Consider the following 17,228-nt stretch of genomic DNA (forward strand, 5'->3'; position numbering starts at 1 on the left):
CAGGACGCTCCCCGCCAGTGGCAGAAAGCGTGAGCAGGAAATCAGGCTGTTTGCGAGCACACGCCGCTACGATTGCAAGCGCCTACACCTACTTCGGAAGGGCTCCCGCCATCATAAAACAGCGCGAAAGGATCAAACGACAGACCATCCAACATGAGGGCAGAGCGTGGGTTTCCCGCTAAACAACGCTAAGCGGCCCTGTCAGGTGAGAGGTTGAGCGGCTTGTGGTCGGCACGCCGGGCTGCACGGTCCCACAGGAAGTCTCCCGAGAACGCTATATGCTCCCATCCGACCGGAGAGCTGTGGGCAAGCAGCGGCTCGGGCATCTCCTCACCGCTCTCCTTCAGGTGTTGCACCGCATCTGAAAGGTAGACCGTGTTCCAGTAAACGATGGCGGCGATTACGAGGTTCAGACCTGAGGCACGATACTGCTGCGCCTCCTGTGTACGATCGACGACGCGGCCTTGATGGAAGGTGTAGATCGCTTGGGTAAGGGAGTGGCGCTGCTCGCTCTTGTTGAGCCCGGCATGGCAGCGGCGCCTCAGCGCGGGATCCTCGAGCCAGTCCAGCATGAACAGCGTGCGCTCGACCTTTCCGATCTCCTGAAGCGCCAAATCGACTTGGTTCTGGCGCTCGTAGGCGGCAAGCTTCCTGAGCATGGCGGAGGGGAGAACATGCCCGCTGCTGGTTGAGGCGACGAGGCGAACGATTTCATCCCAATGCTCGCGCACAACGTCGATACGGAGGCGCTTGCCGAGGAGCGGAGCGAGCGTTGGATAGGTGCCCGGCGAGGCGATCGACACGAGCCGCCGATCGGGAAAGTCGCGCAGGCGTGGGCAGAATCGAAAGCCTAGCATCGAGCAGAGCGCGAACACGTGATCGGTAGCCCCGCCGGTGTCGGTGAAATGCTCGTCAATCCTCAGGACGCTGCCGTGGTGCAGGAGCCCATCGAGAACGTATGGCGCCTCGTGGGTGGCCGCCGAAATTACCTTCGCATGGAAGGGGCCGTGCTGATCGGAGACATGGGTGTAAAAGCTGAACCCTGGATCGACACCGTAGCGGGCGTTGATGTCGCCACCGGACGCTCCTCGCTTTCGGCCGCGGAAGAACTGACCGTCCGAACTCGACGTGGTGCCATGACCCCAAACCTGGGAGAATGGCAGGATGTGATGAGCGTTGATCAGATGCGCCAAGGCGGTCGAGTAGCAATCGTCGCGGATATAGGCGTCCTTGGCCCAGACTAGCTGGTCGCGCGTGACGCCCTCGCTGGCTGCTGACATGCGCGATAGCCCAAGGTTGGTGGCATCCGCCAGGATGGCGGCGAGGAGCGCACTCTCGTTGTCACTGGTGCGTCCGGTACGCAGGTTGGTGAAGGCAGATAGGAAACCGGTTTCGCGTGCGACCTCGTGCAACAGTTCGGTCACGCGAATGCGCGGCAGCAGCCCGTAGAGGCGTTCGGCCAGCGCCTTGGCGTCCGGCGGGGTGGTGTTCGAGATTGGCGTGATTCTGAGCCGATCACCAACCATCGCCACGCCTTCCAGCTGCCCTTTACGGAGCTGCCGCTCGAAGCCCTTGAGACGCTGGTCCAGCAAGGTCGCGCGGCTGTTCAGCCACTCGTCAGCCGAGTCCGGTAGCCCCAACCCTTTTGCAATCGGCGTAGCGGTGGCCATCGGCACCAAATAGCTGTCGAAGCGCCGGTACGAGGATGAGCGATCCACCCATACGTCGCCGCTTCTGAGCTTGTTGCGGACGTGTGCCAGAGTTGCGGTCTCATAAAGGCGGCGGTTGATCTTGCCGTCAGGTTCCACGACGAGCTTCCGCCATTCTTTACGGAACGGCATGGGCGCGTTCTCCGGTACGTCGCGCTTGCCCGAGCGGTTCAGCTCGCGGAGTAGGTCCAGCGCCTTCACGGTACGCGCGCTGCCCTGCAGTGACCGAAACTCCAGCGCCTCGATCAGTAGCGGCGCGAATTTGCGCAGGGTCGCATATTGGGGTCGGTACACAGAACGGACCCAGATATACGCTAAGGTTTTGCCGTGCCTTCGACGGCGCGCATCTGGCGAAGCGGTCTGAGCGCGGTGGATGGCGCATCGGGATCGGTCCAGAGGTAATCGCCGGTGAGATTGATATGCTGCCAACCGAGCGGTGATAGGTGTTGCAGCAGGTCCGGCGGGACCGGCCGGCCGAGGTTGGCGAGATGCATCCGGGCGGCTTGCAGGTAGGTCGTGTTCCACAGGACGATGGCACCGGCGACGAGGTTCAGCGCGCTCGCCCGATGGCTTTGGGCTTGCAGCGCATGATCGCGGATACGGCCGATGCGATGGAAGAAGATGGCGCGTTTCAGGGCATTTTCCGCTTCTCCCTTGTTGAGTTCGCGGGTGGCGCGGCGACGCTGTTCGGGCTGCTCGATCCAGTCGAGCGTGAACAGGGTACGCTCGACGCGACCGATCTCGCGCAACGCCAGTGCCAGGCCGTTGGCGCGTGGATAGGAGCCGAGCCGTTCCAGCATGATCGAGGCGCTGACGACGCCTGTGCGGATCGAGGTTCCCAGTCGCAGCACGTCGTCCCAGTGTGCCTCGATCAGACCTTCGTCGATGCGGCCCGCGACCAGCGGCGCAATATCGGGGCCGGGTTCGATGCCGTTAAACAGGTGCAAACGGCGTGCGGCGATATTCGGGATACGCGGCGCGAACCGGAACCCAAGCAGATGACATAGCGCGAACACATGGTCGGAGACGCCCCCGCCATCGACGTGATGCTCTTCGATGTGCAGATCGGCGCCGTGGTGGAGCAGCCCGTCGAGCACCTGTGCCGCCTCGCTCGCCGAAGCGGAGATAACTGTGGAATGGAACGGCGCGTAGCGATCCGAGACGTGGCTGTAAAAGGAGACAGCCGGCTCTGTCCCCTTGTGCGGATTGACTGCGCCGGTTGCCTGGGCGCGGCGGTCGAGCGGAAAGTTCTGACCGTCTGAGCTGGACGAGGTGCCGGACCCGAACAGCGCGGCCAGCGGCGCGGTGTGTTGGGCGTCGACAAGCCGGGCGAGCGCGCGACCGTAGGTTTCCTCGCGCAGATGCCACGAGGCGAGCCAACCGAGTTGGCGCTGGGTCACGAGATTGCAGGCTTCCGCCATGCGCGTATGGCCCAGATTGGTGGCATCGGCGAGCACCGCCGTGAGGATCGCACGTGGTTCATCCGCGGCACGGCCACTTTGCAGATGCGTGAAGCACTGGCTGAACCCGGTCCATCGATCGACTTCGGCAAGAAGGTCGGTGATGCGGATCGCGGGCAGATGCGCATAGAGCGGCGCAAGGGCGGTATCGGATTCCTCGGGAGTAATCGCCTTCAAGGGCGAAATCCGCAGCCTGCCCAAGCTGAGCTGCACGTCTTCCAGCGCGTCCGTCTCCGCCTTTCGCTCGACCTCGGCCAATCGACGGGCGAGGCGGGCGCGTCGTTCGGCCAGCCAGATATCGGCCGTATCCGGTGCCGGTATCGGCAAGGGGCCGGCCGCGCGCATGTTGGCGAATACGGGGGCAGGAATGAGTTGCTGCTCGACAGCACGATAGCGTCGGCTTCCCTCGACCCACATGTCGCCGGCGCGAAGCCGGTCGCGAAGCTCGACCAGCACGCACAATTCATAGATCCTGCGATCGGGAATGCCGGTGCCGATCGCCCGACGCCAAGCTTGCCGGATGAAGCCGACTGGCGTGCCTGCAGGCAATTTGCGCAGATGACCAAAATGAAGGTCGCGCATGATCGCGACCGCTCGCGCGAGCGCATGGCAGGCTGGCACCGCCCCGAATGTGAACGAGGCGATGAACGAGGGACCGACCTGTCGGAGGACGGGGTAATTGGTCGCGGCGACCGCGACGGGATCGACCGAATCGGGGCGGATCAGCTTGCGGGCTTCATCGACCTCGCGGCCGAGATCATTCCATCCGATCGCTGCCTCGACCGCAGCGCCGATATCGCCACCTGATATCTTGGCGGCGAGCAAGGCAGCGCCGAGTTGGGCAAGCAGCCGGATTTTGCCGTTGATGGTGCGCCGGTTGCGCTTGAGTGTCGTGTCCGCGCTGTTCTGTTCGCGCCGGAACATCTGCCCAAGCAGGCGATCGAACATCAGCACCGCATCGTCGGTGAGGGTAACGATGGTTTCGAGGATGGTCGCCACCAATGTGGCGCGACGCCGCGTCGCTTGCAGCGTCCGAACATGTTGCGCGGTCAGCCGCACGCCTTCCTGGCACAGGCGTCGGAGGCGCTCGGGATGGACGCCTACGGCGATATCCGGATCGATCCCGATGGCCCGAAGCAGTGTCAGTCGCTCGATGATGGCGGCGAATGTCTTTCGGCCGGGCTTGCCGGGTGACTGCCGCACCCAGGCCAGATCGCTCAAGTTCGTGCCTGTGTGGGGCAGGAGAAGCGCATCGAGCAGCCGGCGCTGTCGAGCATCGAGTCCTCGGGTCAGATGCTCGGCGACATGGCGTTCGGCATCGAGCAACGCCTGTGCGACCATCCGCTCGACCGAACTGATGCCCGGCACAATGATGCGCCGTCGCCGGCACTCATCCAGCATCACGCGCGCCAGCCTAGCCCCGCTGGTCGTCGTCAGCGCGATCGGCAGGAGCCATTCCTGCAACGTCGTTCGCAGCGGCCGACTGAGCGGCATGAAGCCGAATGCATCGCGCAGTGCATCGAGCTGTTCGTACCGGGTCGGGCCGCGCGTCGCGTAGTCGGCCAGCACCTCGGGTCCGACCTGCAATTGCTCTGCGACGAACGCGAGCGGCGTATCAGGGATCAGTTCACCGGGTCGCAGGAAACGGCCAGGATAGCGCAGCGCGCAAAGCTGGATCGCGAAACCCAGCCGGTTATGCGGTCGCCTCCGGCGGACGATGATGGCCAAGTCGTCCCGGCTCAATGTCCAGTGCTGGACGAGCAGGGTTTCGTCGTCGGGAAGCGCGAGCAACGCCGCGCGTTGCTCGTCCGACAGGACGGCGCGACGCGGCATCGGCTTAGACCTTGGCCGGTGCGGTCCAGCCGATCCGGGCAAGCGTGCCGAGAAGGGTCGAACGCGGCACCTTGAAGGTCCGGCAGACGGACGCCTTGCTGGCCCCGCCATCCAGCGCGGCGGTGATCCGCTCGAGCGTTTCGGCGTCGATCATCGGCGGGCGGCCACCTTGGCGTCCCCGGCGTTTGGCAGCAGCCAGTCCCGCCATCACCCGTTCGCGCGTGAGCGCACGCTCATATTGTGCCAATGCACCGAACAGCGAGAACAGCAATTCGCCGTGCGGCGTGGTCGTATCCATCTGCTCGGTCAGCGACCGGAACGCGATGCCGCGCGCCTTCAGATCGGTGACGATCGTCAGCAGGTGCGGCAGCGAGCGTCCGAGCCGGTCGAGCTTCCACACGATCAGTGTGTCGCCCGCGTTCAGATAGTCGAGGCAGGCTTTCAGGCCTGGTCGGTCGTCGCGCGCGCCGGATGCCTTGTCGGTATGGAGATGCCGATGATCGACCCCGGTTGCGACGAGCGCGTCCCGCTGGAGATCGACCGTTTGGCGGTCATCGGTCGTTGACACCCGCATATATCCGACCAGCATGTACGACAAACCCTCGAAAGCATGTTTTCGAACACCCTATCAAAGCGACAGGGTTTGTCGATCGTTATGGGCTGAGGCGGGTATGGTTCGGCAAAAGCGCAGGTCCGGAGCGTCGCCTATCACCTGTTTGCCGTCACGCGTCTGCTGTCCGTATGGACGCAAGTAGAAGGCACGCTGATGCCGCAAGAAGCACCAGGTCCTTCAACAGGAACTGTCCGGTTCCGGCCGAAATCGCCGGGAACCCGCCAGCGGTCGGCTCGGCGACGCCAGGCGTGCTCAGGAAAAACGTCAGTGTCACGGCATAAGTCAGGCATGACATCGCCGCGCCGAGAGCGGAGGCCGTCTTGTTGAAAGCACCGATAATCAGCGCAGCGGCCGTCGCGAGCTCGACGGTGCCTATAAAATAGCTTCCACCCTGCACCCCAAAAACGGCCGGAATCCAGCTCATGATCGGACTGTTCTTCATCAATGGCGCGATGCCCATCGCTTCATAGCTCGTGAATTTCATGCAACCGAACCAGAGAAAGATGACCACCAGCGCCCAGCGCAGCAACGCGAGAGACCCGCGAGAGCCGGTCGTCTTTTCAGCTATGTGTAATGTCGAAAACATGGTGCCTCGCTTTCATCATGGCGCATGACCTGCCTTCATGCTTAGACAGGCGTGATATATGCGCTGCGCATACACTATACGCCGTCAATGAATGAGGCAACCCTTTGAACGTACTCTCGGACCGGCTCGTCAATCTGTTCGGCGCCCTCGCAGTGGGCATCACCGATCGAATTAAGAAGGCGGCATTCGACCCGACGATACCCGGCGGTGGCGAAACCACCGCGGCGATCGTCGTCATCGGTCACGCGACCGGTCTTTCGATCGACGAATTAGGACGGGTGCTAGGCTTGTCCCACGCGGGGACGGTGCGGCTTGTCGATCGATTGGTTGCAGCCGGGTTCGCCGTTCGATCCAAAGCGCTACGGGACCGTCGTGCAGTAGCGCTGATGCTCACTGAGGCAGGCGAGACTCGCCTATCTGCGATCCTGCAACGAAGAAACGAGACTTTATCCGAAATCCTTAGCCATGTCTCGAATGCTGACCGCCTCGTGCTGGAACGTATTGCCGAGACAATACTTGCGCAGATGTCTGACGACGCTGTCTCGGCGCTGACGATATGCCGGCTCTGCGACGAGAGGCGATGCTACAACTGTCCGATGGATGCCTTTGGAATGCTGGAGTCGTCGACGCATAGAGTCGACCCATAAGTGCGCGCAGAGACGCTTAGCGTATATCTGTGCCCGTTCTATGTCCTGACCCCATATTGGTCGCCCGCGGCGACCAGCGGATCCTCAACGGCGGTGTCGGCAATGCGCGACACGTCGGGTCGTGCCCGCACGAGCGTGGCCCAACCCACCGCCTCGTCGATCGCATCGATAGGGTCGCTTCCTTCCTCCACGGCATTGGCAAGGGCGTCGATGGTGCCCCGGAACAGACGCATGAGGCGACCCACCTGGGCCGGCGTGCTTGCGTAACGCCGCTCCTGCCTGTTCCTGGCACGACGAAAGAGGCTCCCGATGAGCTTGTCGGCCATGTCGAGAGCGGCATCGATCAGCCGACCCTCGAGGTCGTCTATGGCCGCCACCAGGATCGCGTGGCGACGATCTTGCGCGTAGCGCTCGATCATATAGGCGGGTGAAGCACGCCCCTCTCGGACGAACCGGCGCTGGCGATCCGGATGAACCGTATCGCCTATGGCGGTCGGCAGCTTCAGGGCACGCACGGCACGCAGCCGGTCCAGGACGCCCCGCAGATTATCTGATTTCGCGACGATCGGGATGGTTTTCAGCCAAGTGAGTACAACCATGCCGCTCACCTCATCCACTTCGAGCAGCGCATCGAGCGCTGCCAGCTGCTCGCCGCCGAGGCTCTGCGTCATCTCGGCGGCGGCGCGCTTCCGGGCACGCGCTCTGCCGGCGATGCCGGCGCGCTCGATCGTCGAGACCGCCGGCAGTAGGATGCTAGCCTTTCGCAGGGCACCTACAATCCCACGTGCGATCACCATGCCGTTGTCGGTTGACCAGGCTGCCTGGGTTGCCGCCTCGATCAGAAACGGCACGTCAGATCGGATTGGGCCGCGCAGATTGAGCGCAGCGGCAAGCTGGCGGGCGTGATCGGTCATCGTCTGCTCGCGCGTGGCGTAGTCCGCAAGTGAACCGGGAGCAAGGTTCAGCTGAGCGGCAAGGTAGGCCACGAGTTCGCGCGGTATACCTCCGCCTTGCTGAAGATGTTGTGCGAGCGAGGTGCCGGGATACCGCATGACGGCGAGTTGCAGCGCGACCCCGAGCCGATTGCGGGGATGTCGTCGCAGGCGGATCATGTCGAGGTCGGTGCGATCGAGCGTGTAGAGCCGGGCGAGCTCATCGTCGTTGCTGGGAATGCCAATCAGCTGCTCGCGTTCAAGGTCGGTCAGCAGCGTGTGTTTGCGCATCAGTTCGTCCAACCGTCCAGAAAAGGTATGTTGAGGTTGTAGACGGTCGCGAGTAAAGGGACATGGTTGTTGGACGGGTTAAGCCATTTCGCCACGCCGCTCGGCTGACTGTCCACAGAACGGACGTTTGAGGGACTACCATAATGCCCGACATTCTGGGCTACGCCCGCGTCAGTACCGGTGATCAGGATGTCGCGGGGCAGGAGATGCGACTGAACAAGGCCGGCGCGATCCGCACCTTCACCGACGTCATGTCCGGCAAGAGCATGGAGCGGCCCGGCCTGGCCGAACTGATCGCCTTCGCGCGCGACGGCGATACACTGGCCGTTGTCCGCCTCGATCGGCTCGGCCGTTCGCTGGGCGAGCTGCTCTCGACTGTGAAGATGCTCAAGGAGCGCGGCATCGAGCTGCTCAGCCTGGAGGAGAAGATCGATACCACGTCCGCCGCTGGCGAGCTTGTCTTCCACGTGTTCGGCGCCATTGCGCATTTCGAGAGAAGGCTAATCTCCGAACGCACCAAGGATGGCGTCGCCGCGGCACGCGCCAAGGGAAAGCTGCCCGGACGGCAGCCACTGGACCAGGGCAAAGTCAGCGCAGCTCTCAAACTGGTTGAGGCGAATGTATCTCCTGCCGAGGCGGCACGGCAGCTGGGCATCGGACGTTCGACCGTTTATCGCGAGATGCGTCGGTCAGGCGTGGCACGTCCCGTAACGGCGTGACTGCTTGCTGGCAGGAAGCCGCCCGGTCGCTCAGGAGCGCCGGGCCGACGTAAAAGGACTTTCGTTCCTGAAGCCGCCAGAGGGTCTCCGGCAGATCACAAGCCTCTCGTGAGGCGAACACAGGCCACACGTAGACCTGTGACTTCGCGTGCTTTCGCGCGCTTAAGCTGGAAGGCTGAACTGTTCGGACACGACCGTCTCTAGACGTCTGCTGTGGCTAATATTGTCACAAGCGAAATGGAAGCGAAGACAGGCAGGCAAGACGCCGTGCCGCTCAAACTTGTTTGAACCTCAAGTAAGCTGTAGTGCCTTCCCCTTCGACGCTTTCTAAATAGAAATGACCGCCAGAGCTGCGCATGAGATCCGATGCTAAGCTCAGTCCAAGTCCCGTCCCTGCGCCATCCGGTTTGGTTGTAAAGTAGGGTTCCATCACGCTCTTTAGTAGATCCGGAGGTATGCCGGTCCCCGTATCGTGCACCCCTATCAGAACATAATGTTCTAAACAGCCACTGTCTGCATGAATGTCCTTCAGCTCAACATTGATAACGATGCGGCCGCCGTTCGGCATCGCGTCGCGGCTGTTTGTAACAAGATTGATAATGACTGTTTCTAGCTCATGGCGGTCTACCATCACGAATGCAGTATCACAGCCGGTTATCGAGAGTTCGACGTTGTTCCCCACAAAGCGGGTGATCGACGGCGCAAGCTCAATTAAACATTTTACGACGTCAACTCGCGCCAGTTCACGCCCTCTCTTGTGAATGAAGGAGAGAAGACGACCCGTTATAGCCGTACCACGATCTATAGTTCGTTGTGCTTCGGAAATAATGTCGGAGCACTCACTGCTGGGCATGCGCTTCTGAAGCAAGTGCAGACATCCAGAAAGGGCAGTCAGAACGTTGGCAAGATCGTGCGCTATACCGCCTGATAGGGCGCCCAGAGCCTCGATCCTTTGGGTGTGACGCAGTCTATCTTCGAGCGCTCGAACGTTGGTGATGTCACGAGCACTCCCCAAAACACCGATCAGACCCCCGTCGGAGCCGTAAACTGGCGAGTATACCGCGTCGAATCTGACCGTCCCGCCCTGAGTTTCTTCGTGGGGCTGGCGGCGGTGCACCTCACCCGTTTTAAAAACCTCAGCCAACGTGCCGTCGTCAAACAGACCTGTTCCACTTGCCGCAACGTCAATCGGATGCTTCCCGAGGGCTTGATCATAGCTAACAGTAACGTACTTCATTGCCGCTGAATTTACAGATTCGAGTACAAGTCGTCCATCGGCATCGGGCCGGACGAAGAACAAGCAATCCGTCGACTGATTGAACATATGTTCGAAAAAGAAAGCACGTGAGCGGCATGCGAGAATGTCGGGCTCAGTGCTACTGCACGGCGGATTTGCCATATTTCCCCCTCATGTCTGCAAGTGAAGATCGGTTCTCGGGATTTCCGCCAGTCGTGCCCGAATGTCATTTGGCAGATCGGTCTACCTATCCCCGTGACCTATTCCGCTCTGGCATTCCCCCATACCGTCCATTACGTTCGACGCCCCGAATCAGCAACAGAAGCTCTGTCGTAGCAATATTCGCAGGTTTGATGCCATATGTCGACACTCAGAGATCTGTTCGTAGACCCACGCGGGCCGGTCTCCGTTCACCATGACTGGAGCGGATTTTCAGTAGAATGGACGAATGTGTCTAACACTGGACCCTACGAATTTAGCCGTAGTGGCCCAACATTCTATTTAGCCCTGCATGACATGAGTATCGCGGACGGAGAGATACAGATCGACGGTGGTGAGCATAGCACTCAGACTACTCTGCAAGACACTTTGACACTGCTCCCTCCGCATAGAGATGCCAAGGGCTGGTGCGATCCAGTAGGCAGTAAAAGCACATATACTGCTCTTTACTTTGACCCTGTTCTCATCGGCGAGGCCCTTGAGCAGTATCGGGGTGCTGAAATCGAGCCTGTTCTGTATGGTCGCGATCCTGCCCTGGTTGGAACAATGAAGAAGATAAGCGATGTGGCGAGGTCGGGTGGCGATCAGCTATACGCCGACCAGCTTTGCATTCTGGCAGCGATCGAGGCACTCGGCTTACGCAGCATTCTCAAGCCGATAAAGGGTGGCTTGTCGGCCAAGCAGTTGGCTTGCGCCAAAGACTTTCTGCACGAACATCAGGCGAGACCGATCTCTCTCGCGGAGCTAGCAGCCCACGTCGGCTTAAGTAGGCATCACCTGACTCGAGCGTTCACCACTTCCACCGGGAAGCCGCCCTTCCGCTACCTTGCAGAGCTTAGAGTAGAACGCGCAATCGGACTCCTGGTCAACAGTGATCAGTCGATCGCAGCAGTCGCGAAGGCATGCGGGTTCGGCGACGACGGCAACATGCGAAGAGTTATGCAGCAGTTGCTTGGTGTGGGGCCTCGGCAGGTCCGTCAGACTAGGTAGGGAGTTCGGCAGCTTTTCCGCGCGCGTTGAAGAGCTCCCTCTGAGCTGTGCAACCGCGCGGCTATGACGCTGAGGTTGAACCAACGGTCGATCTTGGACGGAGCCGGGGACCGTCTGAACGGGGATGGTGAGGGTGGGAGCTGCCATACTGCCATACTAACACGCTGGTAGATCAAACCTGGCCTTAGCGTTGTTTAGCGGGAAACAAACGCTCTGCCCTCAACATCGGCGCTTGCTTCACCGCAAGCGCGCCGCCTAACATCAACCCCAGACGAGGCCCCCACTCCGCTAATTTACGCCGCGAGTTGTGCCGAATGTTCTGACGACGGACAGTACGCTCAGAAAGAGATTCTGCGATGACGCCGTCCGCATGGCATCATGCGGCCTCAGAAGAGTAGCCGACTTCAAGTCGCTGTGGCGTGCACGTCGATAGGTTTCGCTGGCACTCAACACTTGCGATTGCCGTCTCTAATGCCGGCAACCGGGCTTGAGCGCTGGCAGGAGGTTAGAAGTCGGGCACCCGTGACATGTAGGCGCCCAATTTCCAATTGGCTACTCTGAACAGCTGCTACGCTTGAGACTCCATTCTACATACCGTTCGAGAGATTGGTGTCGGGATCGTTGGTCCGCATATCCTCGGCCTTCTTGTCCCCCAGCTCGCGCGCCGCGTCGGCGCGATTTTCCAGGCGATCCTCCGAAGCTTCTGTCGGCGCGTTGTCGGCCGCATTTTCGAGGTTGTCCGCGACGCGCTCGGCGTTCGCCTCGATGTTGTCGGCAGCCTGTTCGCGCGGACTGCTGTTGCAAGCCGCCAGCGACATCAGCGCAACCGCGGCCGTGCCCGCCAAAATTCTCTTCATCGCTCGTCTCCCGTGGTTGACCCTCAAAAAACAATCGCCCGCCTGACTTCATTTCGTCTCGGCGTTGACGTCGGCGTGCCGATCCTGCAATTGCCCGCCCCGTCAGTCTCTAGTCAGAAAGACTGGCGCGCAACATCCATGCATTCTGCTCATGAACGCCGATCCGCGCTACCAGCATGTCGTGGCTGAACAAATCTCCGGCCTCGTCCGCCAGTTGGGCGAATTCACTCATTCGCCGCGCGACCTTCTCGTTGTCGTCGACAAGTTCGGCGATCATCTCGCGCGTCGGCTTATGGGGCGCATCATTGTCGATGACCGTCAGCTCGCGGAATGAGGCGTTACCCGTTGGGGCAAGTTTGCCCAAGGCCCTGATGCGCTCCGCGATCGCGTCGGCAGCTTCGTGGAGTTCCTGATACTGCGCCTCGGTCATGTTGTGCAGACCGTAAAAGCTGGCCCCCTGAACGTTCCAATGGACCCCGAGGGTCTTGGCATACAGGGTGTAGCTGTCGGCAGTCGCCTTGGTCAGTGCTTCGGCCACCTGATCGCGAGCGCTGCTCTCGACGCTGGTGTTCACCGCTGTGCCATCGCTTTCGACGCGTTCGGCGCCTTTCGAACCCTTCTCCGACTTCGCCATGGATCTACTCCCTCGATCAGTTAACTACTGCCGATACGCGGCGGGACAATCGTCCCGCCGCCTCGATCACTTCTTTTTGGGCGCGCGCTTCGGTGCGGCAGCGGCTGCGGTATCCTCGTCCTCGTCGGGGCTGTCCACGCCCGCCTCGGTCAGCGCCTCACCCAGGGCCTTCAGCTTGTCCTGCGACTTATCGGCCTTCTCGGCGATCTTCGTCGTAGCAGTGCCGAGGCGGTGAACAAGCGCATGGACCCGATCGGCGTCCGGCTCGGACTTCTCGAGCTGCTTCCGTAACGACGTCAGATCACGCAAGATGCCCTTCGCACCCGGAACATCGACGTCTGCCAGCGCGGCTTCCCAATCCTCGATCATATCAACACCCTTGGCGGGCTTGGTATCTTCGAGACCGCGATTGATCGCATTCATCGTCCCTGCGAACTTCACTGCCATGTTATTTATCCTCTTAAAACTTGACTGTCCGCGACGGTGCGGGAGCCATCAGGCCTGGGTCTGTGTCGGACTATCGCTCGGCGCGTCGCCCGGAGCTCCGGGCTCCTCTACCGGCTGCTGATCGGGAACTTCCGGATCATCGATTGACGGCGCATCGGGATTATCCGGCCCGGGCAAGCTGTCTCGCTGATTGTCGGGCCGGGGTGCGCCATCGGGATCATGGACCGGATCGGGAGCGTAGGGATCGGGAGGAAGGGTACCCATCCATCAGAGTGTCCTTTCAAGATTACTTGCTGTTGACGTCATAGCCCGCTGTCGGCGTCGTCACCGGGTCCACCAGGCGATCCAGCTTGGCGACCGAGATGGGTCCGGGTGACCGGACATCGTCGGCGTGCGAGAACAGCCAGCGACCGACCAGACCGGCGAGCACGGCACCGACCAGCGGCGCGACCCAGAACGCCCACAACTGAGCGAGAGCGGTGCCCCCGACCACTAAGGCAGGACCGGTACTGCGCGCAGGATTAACCGACGTGTTGGTCACCGGGATCGAGAGGAGGTGGATCAGGGTCAGTGCCAGACCGATCGCCAGAGGCGCGAATGCCGCTGGCGACCGTTCATCGGTCGCGCCCAGGATGACCATCAGGAAGGCTGCCGTCAGCACCGTCTCGACGACCAGCGCAATGACCAACGGATATCCCTTGGGCGATGCGTCGCCGTATCCGTTCGTCGCAAATCCTCCGAGATCGAAACCGGGCATGCTGCGGGCGATCATGAGAAGGAGCAGCGAAGCGACGATCGCGCCGACGAGTTGGGCCGCCACGTAAGCGGGAATCTCCCGCGCCGGGAAGCGGCCTGCGGCGGTCAGGCCGACCGTCACCGCAGGATTGAAATGCCCCCCGGAGATCGCGCCAATGGCGAACGCCATGGTGAACACGGTCAGGCCGAAAGCCAGCGCAACCCCCAGAACGCCGACACCGCCCTCTCCGGTCGCGAGCACGGCGGTGCCGCACCCACCGAGCACGAGCCAGAATGTGCCGAACGCCTCCGCCGTCATGCGCTTGGACATGCGCGCGCGTGGAGGGTGCACGACCGCGTCAGTCATATGCGGACCTCGGCGAAGCGCGTTAGCGAGGTGTCAGGCCTAGGCATCCAGTCGTTCATTGGTGACGATCCCCGTTCTATGTAAAATGCCTATGCACGGCAGGATGCATAACCAGAGTGTAAGCGGCGGGTTCCGTTCAGGCACGAAAGAACCGCTCGCGCACGGACTCTAGAGATGACGATGGCTTGGCTGCGTTGGCCTCAAATAATTCAGCCCGGCCTCGCGCGTGCGGACCGGGCTGAAAAGTCACGTCGGCAACGCGTATCGGCGTCGCTAAGGTTCTGGTGTTAGCGTTCCATGCTATGCTTCAGGTCGCGCATCTGATCGTGGCCTTCCTGCACCGACTGGTTGGCCTTGGCGATTGCCGCCCGCACCTCCGGCGACAGATCCTCCTTCGCCAACGCATCGTCGAACTTCGCCTTGATATGGTCTTCGCCCCGCTCGACCTCGTCGATGATCGCCTTGTCGTCCTGCCCCGTGACCTTGGCCTTGAGGTCGAGGAACATGCGGTGGGCTCCGGCAAGCACGGTCCCGTCATCTTCGGGATCGCCGCCCAAACGGCGGACTTCCGCCTGAAGGTCGCTCACGACCTCGCGGCGTTCACGAGCACGATCCGAGAACACGCTGCCGTAGCGAGGATTTTCGATATCGCCCGCGGCTTCAGTATAGCCATCCACGCTGTCGAGGGTGGTGGCGATCAGGCTGTTGAGGACGCTGATATCATTGTCACGGTCTGCCATTGGGTACTCCTTCGTTGGTGAGAGGTGCGAACGCTCGGGTTCGTTCGATGTTACCTGTGCCGAGAGTTTTAAGCCGTTGCTGCGCCGAGTGCTTGCGCCCCGACCGATTTTATAGGCGGCGACTGCGCCGACGATGGCCACCGCCGCCTTGCCGGGCTTGCCGTTGCGCAGCAGGAGCAGCCCCGCGGCACACAACGCACCCTCGACCCAGGCCGGGCCGTTGGTCGGGGGAGCGCGTGTCCCGACCTTGTCGGGCGCCCTCGCCCGTCGATCGTCACCTGACGGGTCTGGCGTTCGCCCGTGCGGCGAATCGCTGAGAGGAGAGGTGGATGGCTGCGCCTCCGCCCCCTCGCCCTCGACCTGACGTTCGAGCTCGGCATTCAACTCGGCGCCCAGCAGAAAGACGAACGCCGACAGCCACAGCCAGGTGAGCATCACAATCACCGCGCTCAGCGAACCATAGGTCGCGCCATAGTTGCCGAAATTCGACACATAGACGCCGAAGCCGGCGGTCCCGCCCAGCCAAAGCATTGTGGCGGCCAGCGATCCCGGCGATAGCCAGACCCATGACGGTTTGCGGCGATCCGGTCCGAAGCGATACAGGATCGCGGCAGCCGTCACGACGAATGCTCCCAGAAGGGCGTAACCTGCGACCCTGATGAGTGTGAGAAGAACGTCCGAAGCGCGCGGAACCAGGCTTTCGAGAAATCCGAGAAGCGTTGTCGATGCGATCGCCAGGAAGATCAGGAACACACCGCCGGCGACCAGCGCGAAATACAGGAGGTTGACGCGGAAGAACCCGCGCCGCTCGGTCTCGCCATAAGCGACGTTGAGCGCTGTCACGATCGCCGACGCGCCTTTGGTGGCGCCATAAAAGGCGAGCGCGATCGCGATGATCAGGCCGAGACCCTGCTTGCCCTTCGAGGTCTCGACGACGGTCACGAGTTGTTCGGTGATGATGGTGGCCGCCTCGCGCGGCACTGCGGCGAACACGTGCTCGACGTTACTGCGAACCGTCTCGGGCTCGGCGAAGAGACCGTAGCTGAGGACAACCGCGCCGAGCAGCGGGACGATCGCGGCGAATGCATAGAAGGCGATACCGGCGGCGATGAGGCCGATATTGTCCTTGCCGGTCTCTTCCCAGGTTCGGCGGAGCACGGCCAGCCAGCCTTCGGTCGGGATCGCGAACGGCGACCGCGCTCCAGCACCGGCCTTGTCGTTCCCGATCGTCATGCCGCGCCTGCCGATAATCGAGGGTTAAGCCGCCGCAATGTCTCAGCGGAGCGGTGGAGAGCTTTGCACTCCTCTTCGTCGAGATCGAGCTCGATGATCCGCTCGATCCCGTTCTTGCCGACCACGCACGGTGTGCCGAGGCACACGTCGGTCAGACCATATTCACCATCAAGGACCGTGGAGACCGCGAGAACCGCGTGCTCATTGCGCAGTACGGCTTCGCAGATCCGCTGGACGCACAGGCCGATGGCATATTCGGTATGCCCCTTGCGACGAACGACCTCGGGTGCCGCGCGACGAACGCGCTCGAGCATCCGATCAAGGTCCCGTGCCTCTCCGCTGTCCGAGTGTCGGAGGAGAGGCACGCCGGCGATGCGTGCACCGCTCCATACGGCGACTTCGGAATCCCCATGTTCGCCGATGATATAGGCATCGACCCCGCGCGGCTCGATATCGAATGCTTCGGCGAGCATCCCGCGCAATCTGGCGGTATCGACCAATGTCCCCGTCCCGACGACCTGGCCTGTCGGGAGCCCCGATTCCTCGAGCGCGACCTGGACGAGCAGGTCGACCGGGTTGGTTGCCATGACGATCACGCCGTCGAACCCCTCCTTCTTGAGTTTGCCGACGATCTCACGCACGATCGGTGCGTTGGCGTCGAGGAGATCGAGCCGCGAGGTGTCGCTGCCGCCTGTGGCCTTTCCGGCAGCGATGACCACTACGGAGCTGGATGCGGCGTCAGCGTAGCTGCCGTTGATGACGTTGATGGGAGACTTCATCGGGACCGCGACCGCGTGTTCGAGGTCCATGACCTCGCCTTCGGTCCTTTCGCGGTCTCGGCCGACCAGCACGAGTTCGCGGATGAAGCTGCTCTGGATGAGCGCGTAGGCGCTCGCCATCCCGACCCGCCCGCAGCCGATGATGCAGACCCGGTTATCGTGCGTTGCGGAGGCGGAATGATCGTTCATTGTGAGGGGTT

14 protein-coding genes and 1 pseudogene are annotated in these 17,228 nt (G+C 61.9%); 3 read left to right on the forward strand and 12 right to left on the reverse strand.

Annotated features, from left to right (window positions below; translation table 11 throughout):
* Positions 1–188 precede the first annotated feature (188 nt).
* From BSZ14_RS12655 to BSZ14_RS12670, 4 genes and pseudogenes are all read right to left on the reverse strand, one after another.
* Positions 189–1,991: pseudogene (locus tag BSZ14_RS12655) on the reverse strand (Tn3 family transposase); the annotation flags it as partial.
* A 32-nt stretch (positions 1,992–2,023) separates the two neighbouring features.
* Positions 2,024–5,002, reverse strand: coding sequence for a Tn3-like element ISMpo10 family transposase (locus BSZ14_RS12660; protein WP_012449407.1), 2,979 nt, complete (start codon positions 5,000–5,002; stop codon positions 2,024–2,026).
* Between the two features lie 4 nt (positions 5,003–5,006).
* The gene (locus BSZ14_RS12665) at positions 5,007–5,591 is read right to left on the reverse strand and encodes a recombinase family protein (protein WP_010339849.1); all 585 of its coding nucleotides are present in this window, start codon (positions 5,589–5,591) and stop codon (positions 5,007–5,009) included.
* Positions 5,592–5,724: 133 nt separating this feature from the next.
* The gene (locus BSZ14_RS12670) at positions 5,725–6,201 is read right to left on the reverse strand and encodes a YkgB family protein (RefSeq protein WP_010339850.1); all 477 of its coding nucleotides are present in this window, start codon (positions 6,199–6,201) and stop codon (positions 5,725–5,727) included.
* Between the two features lie 104 nt (positions 6,202–6,305).
* On the opposite strand from BSZ14_RS12670, the gene BSZ14_RS12675 reads away from it, so the two are divergent.
* On the forward strand, positions 6,306–6,848 hold the full coding sequence (locus BSZ14_RS12675; RefSeq protein ID WP_010339851.1) for a MarR family winged helix-turn-helix transcriptional regulator: 543 nt from the start codon (positions 6,306–6,308) through the stop codon (positions 6,846–6,848).
* Between the two features lie 38 nt (positions 6,849–6,886).
* Here the strand turns inward: BSZ14_RS12675 and BSZ14_RS12680 are convergent, their stop codons facing one another.
* A complete protein-coding gene (locus tag BSZ14_RS12680; protein WP_056433665.1) occupies positions 6,887–8,083 on the reverse strand; it encodes a DUF4158 domain-containing protein in 1,197 nt (398 codons plus the stop codon).
* Between the two features lie 131 nt (positions 8,084–8,214).
* Between BSZ14_RS12680 and BSZ14_RS12685 the strand changes: the two genes are divergently transcribed.
* Positions 8,215–8,790 carry a recombinase family protein gene (locus BSZ14_RS12685; RefSeq protein WP_056433663.1) on the forward strand — a complete coding sequence of 192 codons (576 nt, stop codon included), beginning with the start codon at positions 8,215–8,217 and terminating at the stop codon, positions 8,788–8,790.
* Between the two features lie 274 nt (positions 8,791–9,064).
* Here the strand turns inward: BSZ14_RS12685 and BSZ14_RS12690 are convergent, their stop codons facing one another.
* Positions 9,065–10,114, reverse strand: a complete 1,050-nt coding sequence (locus tag BSZ14_RS12690; RefSeq protein WP_076711217.1) for a two-component system sensor histidine kinase NtrB — start codon at positions 10,112–10,114, stop codon at positions 9,065–9,067.
* A gap of 429 nt (positions 10,115–10,543) precedes the next feature.
* Between BSZ14_RS12690 and BSZ14_RS12695 the strand changes: the two genes are divergently transcribed.
* A complete protein-coding gene (locus BSZ14_RS12695; protein ID WP_076711218.1) occupies positions 10,544–11,236 on the forward strand; it encodes a helix-turn-helix domain-containing protein in 693 nt (230 codons plus the stop codon).
* A 587-nt stretch (positions 11,237–11,823) separates the two neighbouring features.
* Here the strand turns inward: BSZ14_RS12695 and BSZ14_RS12700 are convergent.
* The 6 genes from BSZ14_RS12700 to BSZ14_RS12725 all read right to left on the reverse strand — a co-directional run bounded on the left by BSZ14_RS12700 (position 11,824) and on the right by BSZ14_RS12725 (position 17,217).
* Positions 11,824–12,093: a hypothetical protein gene (locus tag BSZ14_RS12700; RefSeq protein WP_056433653.1), complete on the reverse strand. Its 270-nt coding sequence runs from the start codon at positions 12,091–12,093 to the stop codon at positions 11,824–11,826.
* Positions 12,094–12,202: 109 nt separating this feature from the next.
* The gene (locus tag BSZ14_RS12705; RefSeq protein ID WP_056433650.1) at positions 12,203–12,727 is read right to left on the reverse strand and encodes a Dps family protein; all 525 of its coding nucleotides are present in this window, start codon (positions 12,725–12,727) and stop codon (positions 12,203–12,205) included.
* A gap of 66 nt (positions 12,728–12,793) precedes the next feature.
* On the reverse strand, positions 12,794–13,174 hold the full coding sequence (locus tag BSZ14_RS12710; RefSeq protein WP_198930512.1) for a hypothetical protein: 381 nt from the start codon (positions 13,172–13,174) through the stop codon (positions 12,794–12,796).
* 286 nt (positions 13,175–13,460) lie between these two features.
* Entirely contained in the window at positions 13,461–14,240 is a 780-nt protein-coding gene (gene aqpZ / locus BSZ14_RS12715) for an aquaporin Z (protein WP_236696978.1), read from the reverse strand.
* Positions 14,241–14,563: 323 nt separating this feature from the next.
* Positions 14,564–16,249 carry a YhjD/YihY/BrkB family envelope integrity protein gene (locus BSZ14_RS12720; protein ID WP_076711219.1) on the reverse strand — a complete coding sequence of 562 codons (1,686 nt, stop codon included), beginning with the start codon at positions 16,247–16,249 and terminating at the stop codon, positions 14,564–14,566.
* Positions 16,246–17,217 carry an L-lactate dehydrogenase gene (locus tag BSZ14_RS12725; RefSeq protein WP_056433641.1) on the reverse strand — a complete coding sequence of 324 codons (972 nt, stop codon included), beginning with the start codon at positions 17,215–17,217 and terminating at the stop codon, positions 16,246–16,248. Before BSZ14_RS12725 ends, BSZ14_RS12720 begins: the two co-directional genes overlap by 4 nt.
* Between the last annotated feature and the right edge of the window lie 11 nt (positions 17,218–17,228).

Origin of the sequence: Sphingomonas sp. Sph1(2015) (genome assembly GCF_001970915.1) — a bacterium.
GTDB classification, from domain to species: domain Bacteria; phylum Pseudomonadota; class Alphaproteobacteria; order Sphingomonadales; family Sphingomonadaceae; genus Sphingomonas; species Sphingomonas parapaucimobilis.